This is a genomic window from Enterococcus aquimarinus, assembly GCF_001885765.1.
GTDB classification, from domain to species: Bacteria; Bacillota; Bacilli; order Lactobacillales; family Enterococcaceae; genus Enterococcus_I; species Enterococcus_I aquimarinus.
On the sequence record NZ_JXKD01000018.1, the window covers coordinates 1 to 15,060 of the forward strand.

11 protein-coding genes are annotated in these 15,060 nt (G+C 38.3%); 1 reads left to right on the top strand and 10 read right to left on the bottom strand.

The window, feature by feature from the left end; all coding sequences use genetic code 11:
* Nucleotides 1-484: 484 nt before the first annotated feature.
* From RU93_RS10365 to dnaE, 8 genes are all read right to left on the bottom strand, one after another.
* Entirely contained in the window at nt 485-1,978 is a 1,494-nt protein-coding gene (locus tag RU93_RS10365; protein ID WP_071875557.1) for a HAMP domain-containing sensor histidine kinase, read from the bottom strand.
* Nucleotides 1,975-2,661, bottom strand: a complete 687-nt coding sequence (locus RU93_RS10370; RefSeq protein ID WP_071875558.1) for a response regulator transcription factor — start codon at nt 2,659-2,661, stop codon at nt 1,975-1,977. Before RU93_RS10370 ends, RU93_RS10365 begins: the two co-directional genes overlap by 4 nt.
* A 129-nt stretch (nt 2,662-2,790) precedes the next feature.
* Nucleotides 2,791-4,209: an NADP-dependent phosphogluconate dehydrogenase gene (gene gndA / locus RU93_RS10375; RefSeq protein WP_071875559.1), complete on the bottom strand. Its 1,419-nt coding sequence runs from the start codon at nt 4,207-4,209 to the stop codon at nt 2,791-2,793.
* A gap of 171 nt (nt 4,210-4,380) precedes the next feature.
* Nucleotides 4,381-4,560: a 50S ribosomal protein L32 gene (gene rpmF / locus RU93_RS10380; RefSeq protein WP_071875560.1), complete on the bottom strand. Its 180-nt coding sequence runs from the start codon at nt 4,558-4,560 to the stop codon at nt 4,381-4,383.
* Between the two features lie 56 nt (nt 4,561-4,616).
* Nucleotides 4,617-5,180: a YceD family protein gene (locus RU93_RS10385; protein ID WP_071875561.1), complete on the bottom strand. Its 564-nt coding sequence runs from the start codon at nt 5,178-5,180 to the stop codon at nt 4,617-4,619.
* A 165-nt stretch (nt 5,181-5,345) separates the two neighbouring features.
* Nucleotides 5,346-7,112 carry a pyruvate kinase gene (gene pyk, locus RU93_RS10390; protein ID WP_071875562.1) on the bottom strand — a complete coding sequence of 589 codons (1,767 nt, stop codon included), beginning with the start codon at nt 7,110-7,112 and terminating at the stop codon, nt 5,346-5,348.
* Nucleotides 7,113-7,181: 69 nt separating this feature from the next.
* Entirely contained in the window at nt 7,182-8,144 is a 963-nt protein-coding gene (gene pfkA, locus RU93_RS10395) for a 6-phosphofructokinase (protein ID WP_071875563.1), read from the bottom strand.
* A 182-nt stretch (nt 8,145-8,326) separates the two neighbouring features.
* Nucleotides 8,327-11,653: a DNA polymerase III subunit alpha gene (gene dnaE, locus RU93_RS10400; protein ID WP_071875564.1), complete on the bottom strand. Its 3,327-nt coding sequence runs from the start codon at nt 11,651-11,653 to the stop codon at nt 8,327-8,329.
* A gap of 131 nt (nt 11,654-11,784) precedes the next feature.
* Between dnaE and RU93_RS10405 the strand changes: the two genes are divergently transcribed.
* Nucleotides 11,785-11,967 carry a YjzD family protein gene (locus tag RU93_RS10405; RefSeq protein WP_071875565.1) on the top strand — a complete coding sequence of 61 codons (183 nt, stop codon included), beginning with the start codon at nt 11,785-11,787 and terminating at the stop codon, nt 11,965-11,967.
* Nucleotides 11,968-12,084: 117 nt separating this feature from the next.
* Here RU93_RS10405 and RU93_RS10410 read toward each other — a convergent pair whose 3' ends face one another.
* Both RU93_RS10410 and RU93_RS10415 read right to left on the bottom strand, forming a co-directional pair.
* Entirely contained in the window at nt 12,085-13,287 is a 1,203-nt protein-coding gene (locus RU93_RS10410; protein ID WP_071875566.1) for a multidrug efflux MFS transporter, read from the bottom strand.
* Nucleotides 13,288-13,387: 100 nt separating this feature from the next.
* Nucleotides 13,388-14,827, bottom strand: coding sequence for an NCS2 family permease (locus RU93_RS10415; protein WP_071875567.1), 1,440 nt, complete (start codon nt 14,825-14,827; stop codon nt 13,388-13,390).
* Between the last annotated feature and the right edge of the window lie 233 nt (nt 14,828-15,060).

Sequence of the window (15,060 nt, forward strand, 5' to 3'; positions counted from 1 at the left end):
GCTTTGTTCAGTTTTCAAAGGTCTACGTTTTGTTGTTTTAGCAACTCTTATATATTAGCATCTTCATTTCTTAATGTCAACACTTTTTATAAAATAATTTAAAAGTTTTTATTTCATATACTTTTAAATTCGCTCTTCACAACTTCTATATCATAACAAAGTGCTATGTTATTTGTCAATGTTTTTTTAAAACATTTTTACTTGATTTATCAAGCGTTATTGGCGCTTTGCTCAAGTTCGACTTTGTTATATTATCATTCTTTTTTCGTCTCGTCAACTATTTTTAAAAACTTTATTTATTTAACGTTTTTATCGCTTTCGAACAATAATTAATATAACAATTATTCATCAAAAAATCAACTATTTGTTCGACTATTTTAAAATAAAAAAACTGAAGTGAATGTTTCGTTAACTTCCACTTCAGTTCGTTCGATTTTAGCTTGTTTTTCTATATTATTTGTCTATCTTGACTTCAAATGTTCGTCTACTCTTTTTCGTCCGTATTTTGAATGGGAATAAATATTCTGAAAATCGTTCCTTTTCCTAAGCTACTCTCCGCAAAAATCCGTCCTTTGTAACTATCAATTAACTTACTCGCAATCGATAACCCTAATCCATTGCCGCCTTTCGTTCGTGCACGTGCTTTATCGACTCGGTAAAAACGATGAAAAATCCGCGAAACATCTTCTGGTGGGATTCCTTCACCGAAGTCTTGAATCGCAATTTCTAATTCTTTTAAATTCGTTGAAATTGAAATATGGACTTCTTTACGATCGGTTGAGTACTTGACTGCGTTGTCCATGACGATAATTAAAATTTGTTCAAAATGATTACGATAGATTTTTAAGATTTTCTCACTATATAAATCATCATCTAGCGTAAAGACAAATTCAGGATAAATCATTCGGAAATTATTGACAATTTGGTGAACGACTTCTTTCGCATTGGTGCGCTCATTACTATAATGAATATTCACTTGTTCAGCTCGAGAAAGATCAAGCATTTCTTGCACAAGTGTTTTCATTCTTTTGATTTCTTGCATGCTAGCTTCTAAGGATTCCGCTAAAATTTCCGGATCATCTTTCCCCCAACGGTTAAGCATACTTAAATGACCTTCGATCACAGCGACCGGTGTACGCAATTCATGCGATACATCTTCCACGAATTGTTCTTGTAGTTCAGTATAAGAACGCATGCGATCTAGCATCTCATTAAAAATATCAGCCAAATCGGCTAATTCATCATTTGTCTCTAGTTTCCGCATATGAATGTCTGATTGAGGGTCTTTACGGATTTTCTCCATCGTATCGCGTAATAGTTTAATCGGTTTTAAAAAATAGGCAGAGAGTAAATAGCCTAAAATGCTACTTAGAATCAAGGAAACAATTTCCAAAATAATTAATATCGAGATTAAACGATTCCGAATTTCATAAAAATTGGTTAATTCGTAAAAGGTCTGAGCATAGCCAATTAACTCACGCGTTTCTTTAGAGTAGACAGGTTGCACTAACAAAAATCCTGGTTTACCGCCAATTGTTTCAATCGTTGCTTCTTTAACAGTGTGTTGTGCTAAATCGATATTTTTATTGCCAGTCATCATCACTAATTCCCCTAATGGGTTATAAACAAATAAGTTTAAATCAGGATTTCCCAAATCAGAAATAAAGGGATCAATGACAACTTTGATGCCGTCGATATACACGAGTTCGCTATCTTGGCTGATGGCAAGTGCTTGATGTGAAGATGTTTGATTTAACGCACTATTTTCATTGGCTAAGCGGGAAGTGATTTGATAGGTAACTTGTTCAATCCTTCTTCTTTCCTTGGCAACATACAAATTAATCGATGATTTATACGTAATGACTGCAAAAATGGTAAAAACCACAAATATAAAGAAAGAACTCGCAAAAGCCCATTTTATTGTTAAAGATGGGCTCTTCAGTTCTTTCCAGCGGTTCTTATTTTTCAAGGGACTCATGAGCGCATCACATACCCGGTACCTCGAACAGTTTGAATGTAGCTCTCATCGCCAGCTACATCAATTTTATTACGTAAGTAACGGATATATACATCGACAACATTGGTTTCGACTTCAGTTTCATAACCCCATACTTTATTTAATAAGACATCGCGTGCTAAGACAACATTGATGTTTTCCATCAAGGTCAGTAATAACTCATATTCACGCTTCGTTAATTCAATCATCTCTGACCCACGGCGCACCACTCGATTTTCTTTTTCAATCGTTAAATCACGGTAAGTTAAGGTCGTTTGTTTGACAACATTTTTATCGCCTTCAATATCAATCCGACGCAGTAATGCCCGTAAACGAGCTAATAATTCTTCAATTGCAAATGGTTTAACGATATAATCGTCAGCACCATGATCAAGTCCTGACACGCGATCAATGACTGAATCTCTCGCAGTCATCATAATAATTGGTGTGTTTTTCGTTTGACGAACACGGCGACAAACTTCTAGCCCATTTAATTCTGGCAACATTAAATCAAGTAGAATCGCATCCCATTCTTTGCTTAGTGCAGCATCCAAGCCTGTGCGACCATTATAATGAACTTCTGTAAAATAGCCTTCGTGTTTTAATTCTAACTCAACAAAACGAGCTAGGTTCTTTTCATCTTCAATAATCAGTATATTCCCCATATCGACCCATCCTCTTCCTCTTTTTACTTCTATGTCATTCCTAATATTAACATGGAAGAACAAATTTAAAAAGAGATTCGTATAAACCTCGTAAGGCTTTACGTCTCTCTTTTTAAAATTCACATTGTTTTATTTTTCATCGTACCATGAATAGTGGAAAATACCTTCACGATCAGTCCGTTCATAAGTATGCGCACCAAAGTAATCGCGTTGAGCTTGGATTAAATTAGCTGGCAAACGTTTTGAACGATAGGAATCAAAATAGGCAATTGCTGATGAGAATGTCGGTACAGGAACACCTGCTTGTACTGCTAATGACACAACATCACGAACGGATTGTTGATATTTCTCGGTAATTTCTTTGAAGTAATCATCGAGTAATAAGTTCGCTAAATCTTCTTCGTGCTCGTAAGCATCGGTAATTTTTTGTAAGAAACGGGCACGGATAATACATCCTTCACGCCAGATTTTTGCAATTTCACCAAATGGTAAATTCCAATCGTATTCTTTTGAAGCTGTTCTTAATTGAGCGAATCCTTGAGCGTAACTCATAATTTTACTGAAATATAACGCTTGACGAATTTTTTCAACTAATTCTGCTTTATCACCTGTATATTCAAAGTTCGGTTTTGATAAAATCTCACTTGCTGCAACACGTTCTTCTTTATAAGCAGAAATGTAACGTGCAAAAACAGATTCTGTAATTAATGGAAGTGGCACACCTAAATCTAACGCACTTTGACTTGTCCATTTCCCAGTTCCTTTGTTGCCGGCTGCATCTAAAATGACATCGACAATTGGTTTACCCGTTCCTAGGTCATCTTTACGTGTCAAAATGTCCGCTGTGATCTCAATCAAGAAGCTATCCAATTCACCCTTGTTCCATTCAGAAAAAGTTTCGGCCATTTCGTCAACAGATAAACCTAAAATATTTTGCATTAAATCATAAGACTCAGCAATTAACTGCATATCGCCATATTCAATTCCATTATGAACCATTTTAACGTAATGACCTGCGCCATCAGGACCGATGTAAACAACACAAGGAGTACCATCTTCCGCTTTTGCAGAAATTTGTTCTAAAATCGGCGCCACTAATTCATATGCTTCTTTTTGTCCGCCCGGCATAATAGATGGGCCTTTTAATGCGCCCTCTTCGCCACCTGAAACACCCGTACCGATGAAATTAATTCCGGAATCTGCGAGTTCTTTACTGCGGCGAATTGTATCTTCAAAGAAAGTATTTCCACCATCAATTAAAATATCACCTTGATCTAAATGTGGTAATAATGATTGAATCGTTGCATCTGTTCCATGGCCGGCTTGAACCATCATGACAATTCGACGTGGCCGCTCAATGGATTGAATGAATTCTTCGACTGAATAAGTCCCTAATAAATTTTTATCTGGATTTTCAGCAAGTACTTCTTCGGTCTTAGATCCTGTACGATTATATAACGCAACAGAGTAACCGCGACTTTCAATATTCAAGGCTAAGTTTTTTCCCATAACCGCCATACCGACTACACCAATTTGTTGTTTCGTCATTTCATTTCCCCCTACTCAATCGATAGTAAATTGTGATTCTTCATTATTATAGCTCAAATTCATCGCTAATAAAACATTTGTCTTGAAATATTCAGAATTTTCGATTAAAAAATAAACCTTAGGCTCCATGGTTAGCCTAAGGTTTAAAATATCCCTTCTGGAAAAGGGCTATTATGCTTCTTTCGTAGATACGTCTTTACCGTTGTAATGACCACAGTTGCTACATACGTGGTGGTTTTTTCTCATTTCTCCACAGTTCGTACATTCGCTTAATCCGTTAATTGTTAACTTGTAGTGTGTACGACGTTTAGCTTTTTTTGCTTTTGACGTTTTGCGTGCTGGTACTGCCATTTGCTACACCTCCTTGTAAATGAAAAACAACCATAAGGCTGCAATATATTCCAATCTTACTCATTTTCTTCCTCTGTTTTTTCAAACAGACTCGTTAATTTCGCAAGACGAGGATCAATTGTTGATTCTTCTTTTGATTCCTTTAATTGCTCGTAATCTGCTTCTGAATAGACAACCCAGTCATTACCACTTGGATAATGTTCCGATTCTTTTTCTTCCTCAGATAAGACTTGCAACGGAATCTGTAATAAGATGTTGTCAGCGACAGATTCATCTAAATCAAGTGTTTGATTTTCTAAAATCAGAATTTCTTCCGCCTTGACTAAGTCATCAATACGCTGAAATTGCTCAGTCGTCATAAAGACTTCATCCACTGTGAATGCCATCGGTAACTCAACAGGTTCTAATGAACGGGTTGAGGGTAAAGTAATCATCGTCTTCAACGAATAATGCAACAAATATTCTTTGGGCGTTACCGTAATCATCCCTTCAACTTCGATTGGGGCGATATCAATGATTTCTTTTTCGCGTTTCAGCAATTCTTCTTTTAAATTCAGTGTTTCGTGAAACACCAGTGGTTCTTCATGATACTTTCGTAACTCTAGTAAAGACCATTTCATTTTCATCACTCCTAAGCAACAAAAGCTATTATACAGCCCTTATTTTCCTTTGTCAATGAAATTTTCTTGACACCTTACAAACAATGAAAAAGAGCTAGCCAATCATTGACTAGCTCTTTTTTCACAGTATTTTATTCGTTGTTTACGAATGTGTTAAAGTAGCAATTAGATTGCTGTTGTTTCTCCGCGATAAACGATTCCACGACGAGAATCAGCAGTCACAACTTCACCATGTTGAATGATTGTTGTTGCATCTTTCGCACCCACGATAACTGGTAAGTCTTTCGCAATTCCCACAACCGCTGCATGTGACGTTAAACCACCATCTTCAACGATTAAAGCTGCTGCTTTTTCAATTGCTGGCATATAATCTTTATCCGTTGTTGGCACAACTAAGATCATTCCTTCGTGTGCTTTTTCGATTGCTTCTTCTGCTGTTGTTGCAACAACGGCATTTCCGACAACCGCACGGCCACCGACACCTTGTGCTTCAAGTAAACGAGAACCGATTAATTGAATTTTCATTACGTTTGTTGTTCCGCGCTCACCGACTGGAACACCAGCAGTGATTAAGATTAAATCGCCTTCTGAAGCAAAGCCTAACTCAACTGCTTTTTTAGATGCTAAGTCAAACATTTCATCAGTTGTTGATGGTTTTTCAGCAACCGTCGGATGAACACCCCAGTTTAATGATAGGCTACGTTTTGTACGCTCATCAAATGTTACTGCTAAGATGTTTGCATCTGGACGGTATTTTGAAATCATTTTTGCAGTGTAACCAGATTCAGTTGCTGCAACGATACATTTCACGCCTAAATCTTTTGCTGCACGAGCAACTGCTAAACCAATTGTTTCGGTAACATCTGATTTATTGAATTGATTGATTTGGTATGTTCCAAGTTTTAACATTGATTTTTCTGCTTCTCTGTCGATACGAGCCATTGTTGCAACAGATTCAACTGGATACGCACCATTTGCTGATTCCCCAGATAACATCGTTGCATCCGTACCATCAAAGATAGCATTCGCTACGTCAGATGCTTCTGCACGTGTTGGACGTGGGTTTTGTTGCATTGATTCTAACATTTGTGTTGCTGTGATAACGGCTTTACCTGCAGCGTTACATTTTTTAATAATGTCTTTTTGAACCATTGGCACGATTTCAGCTGGGATTTCTACCCCTAAATCGCCACGAGCAACCATGATACCGTCAGAAACTTTAATGATTTCTTCGATATTGTCGATTCCTTCTTGTGATTCAATTTTAGAAATAATTTGAACATGATTCATGTCCATTTCTTCTAAAATTTCACGGATCTCTAACACGTCTTGTGCTTTACGAACAAAACTTGCAGCGATGAAGTCAATATCGTTTTCTAAACCAAAACGGATATCTGCCGCATCTTTTTCAGTAATTCCTGGTAAGCTGATTGAGATTCCTGGTGCATTCACACCTTTACGTGAACCCAATACGCCAGCATTTAAGACTTTTGTTACTAATTCACGATTTGCGCTGTCTTTTTCAATAATTTCCATGTCGATTAAACCATCATCAAATAAAATATGGCCGCCTACATGAGCATCGTCGTATAAACCTGGGTAAGTCACAGCAATTTTTTCTTTTGAACCAAGTAGTTCTTCGTCCATTGAAATACGGACAATATCATTAATAGCAAAAGCGATTTTTCCGTTTTCTGTTCCTTGAACAGTTGTACGGATTTCAGCACCTTTTGTATCTAATAAGATTCCGACACTTTTCCCAGTAATTTTCACTGCGTCACGAACTAAGTTCATACGCGCTAATTGCTCGCTGTGATCACCATGTGAAAAGTTAAAACGGAAGACGTTTGCTCCAGCTTCGATTAACTCAGAAATGATCTCAACTGTGTTACTTGCAGGTCCTAATGTACTAACAATTTTTGTTTTTTTCATGAAAAAAATACCCCAATTCGTTTATTTTTAATAGCATCATGCTTTTAAATTCATAGATAGTGGAAACGATTAAAAAGATAATTCTTTATTTAGTGCATATAAAGACAAGTCTGGTTTGTGTTTGCCCTGTTCGAGTGTTTCAACAATGCTTGCTGAGACCACTTCATTTTGAAGCATTCCCACACATAATCCACCTTTACCTTCAAGTAATAAATCAACGGCATGGCCGCCAAACTTACTTGCAAGAACCCGATCACGAGCAGTTGGTGAGCCACCACGGACAACGTGACCTAAAATCGATACACGTGCATGGAAATCGCCATGTTTGGAAAGTTGCTCAGCAAATTCATTTCCACCCATTACACCTTCAGCTAAAATAATCAGACAGTGCTTTTTACCGCGATCGCGGCCTTCTTTAATTCTTTTGGCAACAGAAGTCATATCAAAATCATGTTCTGGGATGATAATTTCATCTGCTCCGCCTGCGACACCCGCCCAAAGAGCGATATCACCCGCGTCACGACCCATTACTTCAATAATAAACGTACGGACGTGAGAAGTAGCTGTATCACGGATACGGTCTAACGATTCTAATACAGTATTAATTGCGGTATCAAAGCCGATTGTAAAATCAGTTCCTGGAATATCGTTATCAATCGTTCCTGGAATCGCAACAGCTGGGAAACCATGTTTTGTCAGTGCCATCGCACCATGATAAGAACCGTCACCACCAATCACAACTAACCCTTCAATACCGAATTTCTTTAGTTGTTCGATTCCTTTCAATTGCCCTTCTTGTGTTGCAAATTCTGGATAACGAGCAGAATATAAGAATGTTCCGCCACGTTGGATTTTGTCGCCAACATCAGCAATTTCTAATCGACGAATGTCTCCTGCAACTAAACCCGCAAAACCATAGTTGATACCGAATACTTCCACGCCATGAAAAATTGCTTTACGCGTTACCGCTCGAATCGCAGCATTCATGCCGGGAGCATCCCCACCACTGGTCAAAATACCAATGCGTTTCATATTGTTTTCACCTCATCAAATAATAATAATAATCGTACTTTTATTCGTTGGTAGTTCTTTACTTACAATTTCCTTATAAATTTTACCCACACTCTGTATTTTACCATTATTTACGCCAAATGTCTTGGGATATCTTAAAAAAAACTGAAAAAGTAGAAAGCGTTTTGTAAACTTCCTGAAAATTATTTAAAAACGACATTTTCTTCCCCAAAAAGCAACTGAAGTTCTTGCTTAAGTTCACTTGTCGCTTGAACCCAATATTCCGATTCTAATAAGACTTGCTTGTTCCTTTCTTCGTAAAATAAAATGACGGGAACATTTCCTGAATATTTTTTGACTAATTGGCGGAAACTTACGAAGTGTTCACTCGGATTTCGGTCCTTCACAATCTTAATGTAACACGTTTGTTCGGAAATACTCTCTTCCACTTCTCGCGCAGGGAATACAGCTGTTGGGAAGATTTGCAATTGATCATTGTAGCGATTTTTTTGAACCTTACCTTCGATATAGAGTACTTGATTCAACCCAATCGCCTTGCGCATTTTCCGATAATCTTCAGGGAACAATGTCATGCTGCTAGCTTGACTCTCATCATCGCCTTCCACAATGGCCATTAATTCCCCTTTTTTCGTCCGTATTTCTTTGATGTTTTTCACATAAAACAAGACATTTACCGTTTGATTTTCAGAAATCTCTGCTAGCGCATCAATTTTCTTGCGTTTTAGTATTTTGACAAATTGGCTACACGGATGACCGGAGAGATAAACGCCTAAATATTCTTCTTCAAATGCTAAACGCTCGGTTAACGGATACTCTTTAATTTCACGCTCTTTTAATTGGAGCATTGAGAGTAATTCTAAACTACCACCACTGTATAAAATATTTTGAATTTTATCTTCTAATTCTACCAGCAGTTGATGGCGATTCGGATGTAATTCGTCAAAAGCACCAACTAAGATCAGTGGTTTGATGTTTTCCTGTTTCAACCATTTACTATTGCTTGCATTCAATCGATATAAAAATTGTTCAAAAGAAGTATAATAACCATTTTCACGGCGTTCTTGTAATATCCCTTGGATGACGTCTCGTCGCACGCCTTTAATATTACTAAGACCAAAACGAATCTCGCTAGCCGTCTGCAAGCTAAAGCCATAATGACTTTGATTGATAGAAGGTGCGCAAAGTGTGAGGCCTCTTTTTTTGGCATCATGGATATATTCTTTCATCTTCAAGGTTTGATGTTGCGCTGATTGCAGTAACGCTTTATAGAAGGGTCCTGGATAGTTGGCTTTTAGGTAGGCCATTTGAAATGCCACTACCGAATAGGCAAAGGCATGCGATCGATTAAAGCCATAGTTGGCAAATTTTTCGATATAGTGGTAGACCTTATTCGCCACGTCTTCTTCATAGCCTTGATCCATTGAACGTTTGATAAAAGAGGCACGTTCCGATTCTAATAATTGCGCATTCTTCTTACTAATCCCTCGGCGCAATAAGTCGGCTTGCCCTAAACTATAACCGGCCATCACTTGGGCTACTTGCATAATTTGTTCTTCATAAACCATAATGCCGTAAGTGTTTTGCAAGACTGGCGCGAGACTATCTACCGGGTATTGGACCGCTTCTAATCCCTTTTTACGCTTCACAAAATGATCAATGTTTTCCATCGGTCCCGGGCGATATAAGGCGTTAACGGCTGCGACTTCCTCAATATTTTCCGGGACTAGTTTTTTCAATACTTTACGAATACCCGCGGAATCAAATTGAAAGATGCCTAAGGTTTCACCTTTTTGAAACAACGCTAAGGTCGCTGGATCATCTAAAGGAATCATTTTGATTGCGATGTATTCGCGTTGCACTCGTTTAATGGTTTTTAAGGTATCATCAATAATACTTAAATTACGTAACCCTAGAAAATCCATTTTCAATAAACCGATTTTTTCGACATCTTTCATCGTAAATTGGGTTAACCACAAATCACTTTGACCTGCTTGCAAAGGAACTAAATCAATGAGTTTTTGATCGACAATCACAATCCCAGCGGCATGGGTAGAAACATGCCTTGGTAATCCTTCCAAGACTTGAGCCACTTGATACATTCTTTGGTTACGTTCATTTGCTTGAACGAGTTCCTGGAAGGTTTTTGACTGATGATAGGCTTGTTTTAGTGTAATCCCCAAGCCCTTTGGCACGGCACTTGACCAACGATTGGCTTCACTTTGCGACATTCCAAAAACGCGCCCCACATCGCGTAACACCATTTTAGTGGCCATCGTCCCAAACGTCCCGATTTGCGCAACGTGTTCTTGCCCATATTTTTCTTTGACGTACTGAATCATCTCTTCCCGGCGATTATCTGGGAAATCCAAGTCAATATCGGGCATCGTTTGGCGTTCAGGATTTAAAAAGCGTTCAAACAGTAATTGATAGGCAATCGGATCCACATCTGTGATCGATAAAACATACGCCACTAACGATCCAGCTGCTGAACCACGACCTGCTCCTGTCACAATTTTTTGCTGGTGTGCATAATTCATGACATCCCATACGATTAAAAAGTAATCGTCAAAACCCATCTTATGAATAATGGATAACTCATACGCCAAACGTTCTTCGTAGGCGGCGGTGACGTCTTTGACGCGCTGAGGCAATCTCTCTTGACACAGCTGTTGTAAGTAAGTTGCAGGATTTTCTCCTTTTTCTAATGGATAATGCGGTAATAATTTTTGATGGAGCGCTACGTCTACGTGACAATTTTGAGCGACGAAAAGACTTTGTTGAAGCGCTGCTTGATAGTCATTTTCTTCAAACCACGTTTCAAACTCAGTAGGCGAGACTAAATACCCTGTGGCTTGGTAGTCATGAATTTCTTGGCGTAAGTCTTGAATCTGTGTTCCTTCTTTAATATGTCTTGCGACGCGAACGGCAAAACTATCTTGCGCTTCAAGAGAAGTAATCGCATGATACGCAAGTGGTTTCAACTGATTCGATTGGTACCAGGGCCAAATTTCTTGTGGTCCCATCCCTTGATAAGCAATCCCATAAAAAAGGTTTTCAATCCCAAATTTAGCGATCCAATCCTTCAATCGTCGGTCAGCTTTTACAGTTGCCTCATTGAATAAAGGGATCAGCTCATTTTTTTCGGGCAATAATATGACTAAATCTGAACTTAATGGCAATTCCTCCCAATCAATCGTGCCATTGATTTCTTTGGTACTAGAAATTGTCATGAGTTGTTTTAAGCCCTGATTATTTTTGGCATATAGATACATTTCATAGGAATCTTCTTGCTCACTGACGTGGTAATCTAATGACAAACCAATAATCGGATGAATCCCTTCTTTTTGGCAACAGTCGATGAACTCCAACATACCAGACAGATTACCTTTATCGGTCATTGCTAAATACTGGTACCCCAATTCTTTTGCACGGCTCACATATTGAGGAATTTTGATAATACTTTGTAATAATGAATACGATGTTATCGTTGTTAATTGTGGGATACTCATAGTTCCTCCTTATATAACGTCACTACCGCTATTAATTCTTTACATAAAATGATAGACAAGGATTCTTTACATTGTGAAAAAATGTGATAAACTAGACTCTAGGATATCAAGTCGTGAAAGAAGGTGTTTCAATGCGTTATATCATCACTTTATTGTGGAGCTTTGCTCTTGGCCAAGTCGTTGGATATTTAGGTTCTGCTCTTAGTAGCCAACCTTACAATTTCATCCAAACAAGTATTTTTTCGGTCATTTGCGGACTTATGATCATTGCCTTAGGACGACTCACTCCTACTACCGAAGAAAAAATATCCTAAACATCGAAAAATTCTTAATCAAAGGAGTTGCAATGCGATTTGTTGCAACTCCTTTTTTGATTGTTCTTTCACGTAAACGAAGTGACATGCCTGTTCTGGACATTTGATTTGTTTCTCTTACCCAATATCCTGATGTTTTAAATCATGGCGGAAATTAAATAATGAAAGGAAGATATTCAACAACACAAAGCCCGCGGTCACAAAGAATACCGCTGAATAACTGTAGGCTTGCGCAACAGCTGAACCGACTAATGGACCTAAGACTTGACCAAAATTATTAAACATTTGATTGTAGCCAAAAATACGGCTGACACCTTCGGGCGGGGTAATTTTACTAATCAACGTATTGACGGATGGCATGAGTGCCCCTGTTGAAAAGCCTAATAAAAACCGCAAAACGCCTAATTGCCAAGGTGAAGTCACGAGTCCCATCGGAATGAAACAACAAAAAGAAAAGACTAAGCCTAATAATAAAATCTTATGATTCCCGATTCGATCCCCTAATCGACCGAGATACGGAGAAGAAATGACTGCTGAAACCCCCGCTACTGAAACAATCAGCCCGCTTAAAAACAAAACACTTCCAGTATCGGTACTTAATTCACGGATGTACAGCGTTAAAATTGGGCTGATACTTGTCATCCCTAATTGTAAAATCAAAGACGTGAAAAACAAACCGAATAATACCGAGCGGCGAGTAGACTGACCTAAAATTTCTTTTGTAGACATTAGATCTTTCTTTTCAACGGGTTCAAACGTTTCCTTCACTAAAAAAATGGTTAATAAGAGCGTGATAAATAAGATCATACCAGTAATAATAAAGACATTTTTCATACCTAATAATTCAGCTAGAATCCCGCCCATTAATGGACCAATTAAATTCCCCGCAATCGCTCCTGTCGCTAACGTTCCAATCGCCCAACCACTTTTTTCCCGTGGTGCTTGATACGCAATTAACGCAGTCGCATTGGGAATATAGCCTGATAATACCCCTGTGAAAAAACGCATCACTAGTAACCAATAGACATTCGGGACAAACGCTAACGCCCCCATCGTCACCGTCATTCCAGCAGCCGCACGAATCATCATTAAACGCCGACCTTTTCGATCGGCTAAATTACCCCAAATCGGTGCAACGATCGCTGCCGCTAAAGCAGTAATTGAAATCGCTAAGCCGGAGAGTAGTGGCACTTGACTTGCTGGCGCACCCAATTCTTCGATGTAAAGTGGAATAAAAGGCATCACTAGGCTAAAACTTGCTCCCGTGAAAAAACAACCAATCCATGAAATCAACAAATTTCGTTTCCAATTAATTTCCATCTCGAACCTCGCTTTCTCTACAACTATAGCTCATTTTGGGTATTTTTCAAACAAAAAAAGTGGTGATTGACTATCACACCACTTTTTTTCATTTATTCTATTAACCTAAGATCGCCATAATAATAAAGTTTAAAATAAATAGAACATTGACAATCCATAAGACAGGCGATACTTCTTTTCCTTTACCTTTGACTACTTTGACAATTGCAAAGAAAATAAAACCTGCGGCAATTCCGTATGAAATACTGTAACAAAGTCCCATAAAGATTGAGGCAAAGAAAGCAGGTACCGCTTCTTCTAGTTGTGTCCAGTCAATATCTTTAAAGGAAGCCATCATCATCACACCGACTAAAATTAAGGCAGGTGCAGTTGCTTGTGCAGGGACAATGGAAATAATTGGAGAAAACAGGCTGCTTAGTAAGAACATGCCCGCAACGACTACAGATGTTAATCCTGTACGTCCGCCAGCCCCAATACCTGCGGCTGATTCAACGAAGGTTGTCGTATTTGATGTTCCAAAAACCGCACCAATTGAAGTTGCTACTGCGTCTGCAAATAACGCGCGGTCCATTTTTGTTGTAAAACCTTTACTATCTTCTAACGCATCCTCATCTTCTTGCGAGAAGATTCCTGTGCGACGACCAGTACCGATAAACGTGCCAATCGTATCGAATGTATCAGATAAACTAAACGCAATAATTGTCATGATCACTTGTGGGATTTTAGCAGAATCCGCAAATAACGACTGCATCCCTTCTGGACCAAATGCCGCTCCAAACGTAACACCTAACTCATTAATTGAATTTCCTAATGAATTAGCTTGCCAGTCAACGGCACTTAAATCAACAACACCCATTAAAATTCCGATAATCGTTGTACCGACAATCCCAATTAAAATAGCGCCACGAATATTCATCACGACTAAAACAGTCATTAAGACTAAACCAATAACAGATAAAAGTACTTCTGGATTATTAAAGTTGACTAAAGCAGGTACTACGCCACCATTCATCGTGACGTTGGTTGCGACATCGCCATCAACCATCGAACTCGTGATTGTCGCAGAATCTGCTGAAAAACTGATTAAGTTCGCATTTTTAATCCCGACATACGCGACAAAAATACCAATCCCGCCACCAATTGCATGTTGCATACTTTCAGGAATCGCATGGATAATTAACTTACGAATTTTTGTGACCGTAATGAAAATATTAATTAGCCCACAAATAAAGACCATCGCTAATGCTTGTTGCCAAGTGTAACCTAGACCAAATACAACCGTAAACGTAAAGAATGCATTTAAACCCATCCCCGGAGCTTGCGCATAAGGTACGTTAGCAAACAATCCCATAATCAATGTCCCTACCACAGAGGCAATGATTGTTGCTAAGAAGACTGCTTGAAATGGCATTCCTGAGGCAGACAAAATCGCTGGATTGACAAACAAAATATAACTCATTGCAAAGAACGTTGTGACACCCGCGATTACTTCAGTCGAAACCTTTGTCCCGTTTTCCTTTAATTTGAAAAATTTTTCCATGAAAATTTTCACTCCTATCGTTTTTTATCAAGGGAAAATGAAGGAATAAATAATATCTTAATATAATGTTCTTTTCCTTGACCAATATAGAATTATAAAGACATTTCTACTCTACATCAATCATTTGTTAACATATTATGAAAAAATATCTATCAATGTTCGTCTTTTACTATGATTCATCCTGAATTATCAAGAGATCATTCTTGTCAATCCTCGAGATTGTGATACACTAT

What these genes read in the sequence shown, in the direction of transcription:
- RU93_RS10365 (WP_071875557.1), bottom strand. Translation starts at nt 1,978, where the DNA reads ATGAGTCCCTTGAAAAATAAGAACCGCTGGAAAGAACTGAAGAGCCCA.
- RU93_RS10370 (WP_071875558.1), bottom strand. Translation starts at nt 2,661, where the DNA reads ATGGGGAATATACTGATTATTGAAGATGAAAAGAACCTAGCTCGTTTT.
- gndA (WP_071875559.1), bottom strand. Translation starts at nt 4,209, where the DNA reads ATGACGAAACAACAAATTGGTGTAGTCGGTATGGCGGTTATGGGAAAA.
- rpmF (WP_071875560.1), bottom strand. Translation starts at nt 4,560, where the DNA reads ATGGCAGTACCAGCACGCAAAACGTCAAAAGCAAAAAAAGCTAAACGT.
- RU93_RS10385 (WP_071875561.1), bottom strand. Translation starts at nt 5,180, where the DNA reads ATGAAATGGTCTTTACTAGAGTTACGAAAGTATCATGAAGAACCACTG.
- pyk (WP_071875562.1), bottom strand. Translation starts at nt 7,112, where the DNA reads ATGAAAAAAACAAAAATTGTTAGTACATTAGGACCTGCAAGTAACACA.
- pfkA (WP_071875563.1), bottom strand. Translation starts at nt 8,144, where the DNA reads ATGAAACGCATTGGTATTTTGACCAGTGGTGGGGATGCTCCCGGCATG.
- dnaE (WP_071875564.1), bottom strand. Translation starts at nt 11,653, where the DNA reads ATGAGTATCCCACAATTAACAACGATAACATCGTATTCATTATTACAA.
- RU93_RS10405 (WP_071875565.1), top strand. Translation starts at nt 11,785, where the DNA reads ATGCGTTATATCATCACTTTATTGTGGAGCTTTGCTCTTGGCCAAGTC.
- RU93_RS10410 (WP_071875566.1), bottom strand. Translation starts at nt 13,287, where the DNA reads ATGGAAATTAATTGGAAACGAAATTTGTTGATTTCATGGATTGGTTGT.
- RU93_RS10415 (WP_071875567.1), bottom strand. Translation starts at nt 14,827, where the DNA reads ATGGAAAAATTTTTCAAATTAAAGGAAAACGGGACAAAGGTTTCGACT.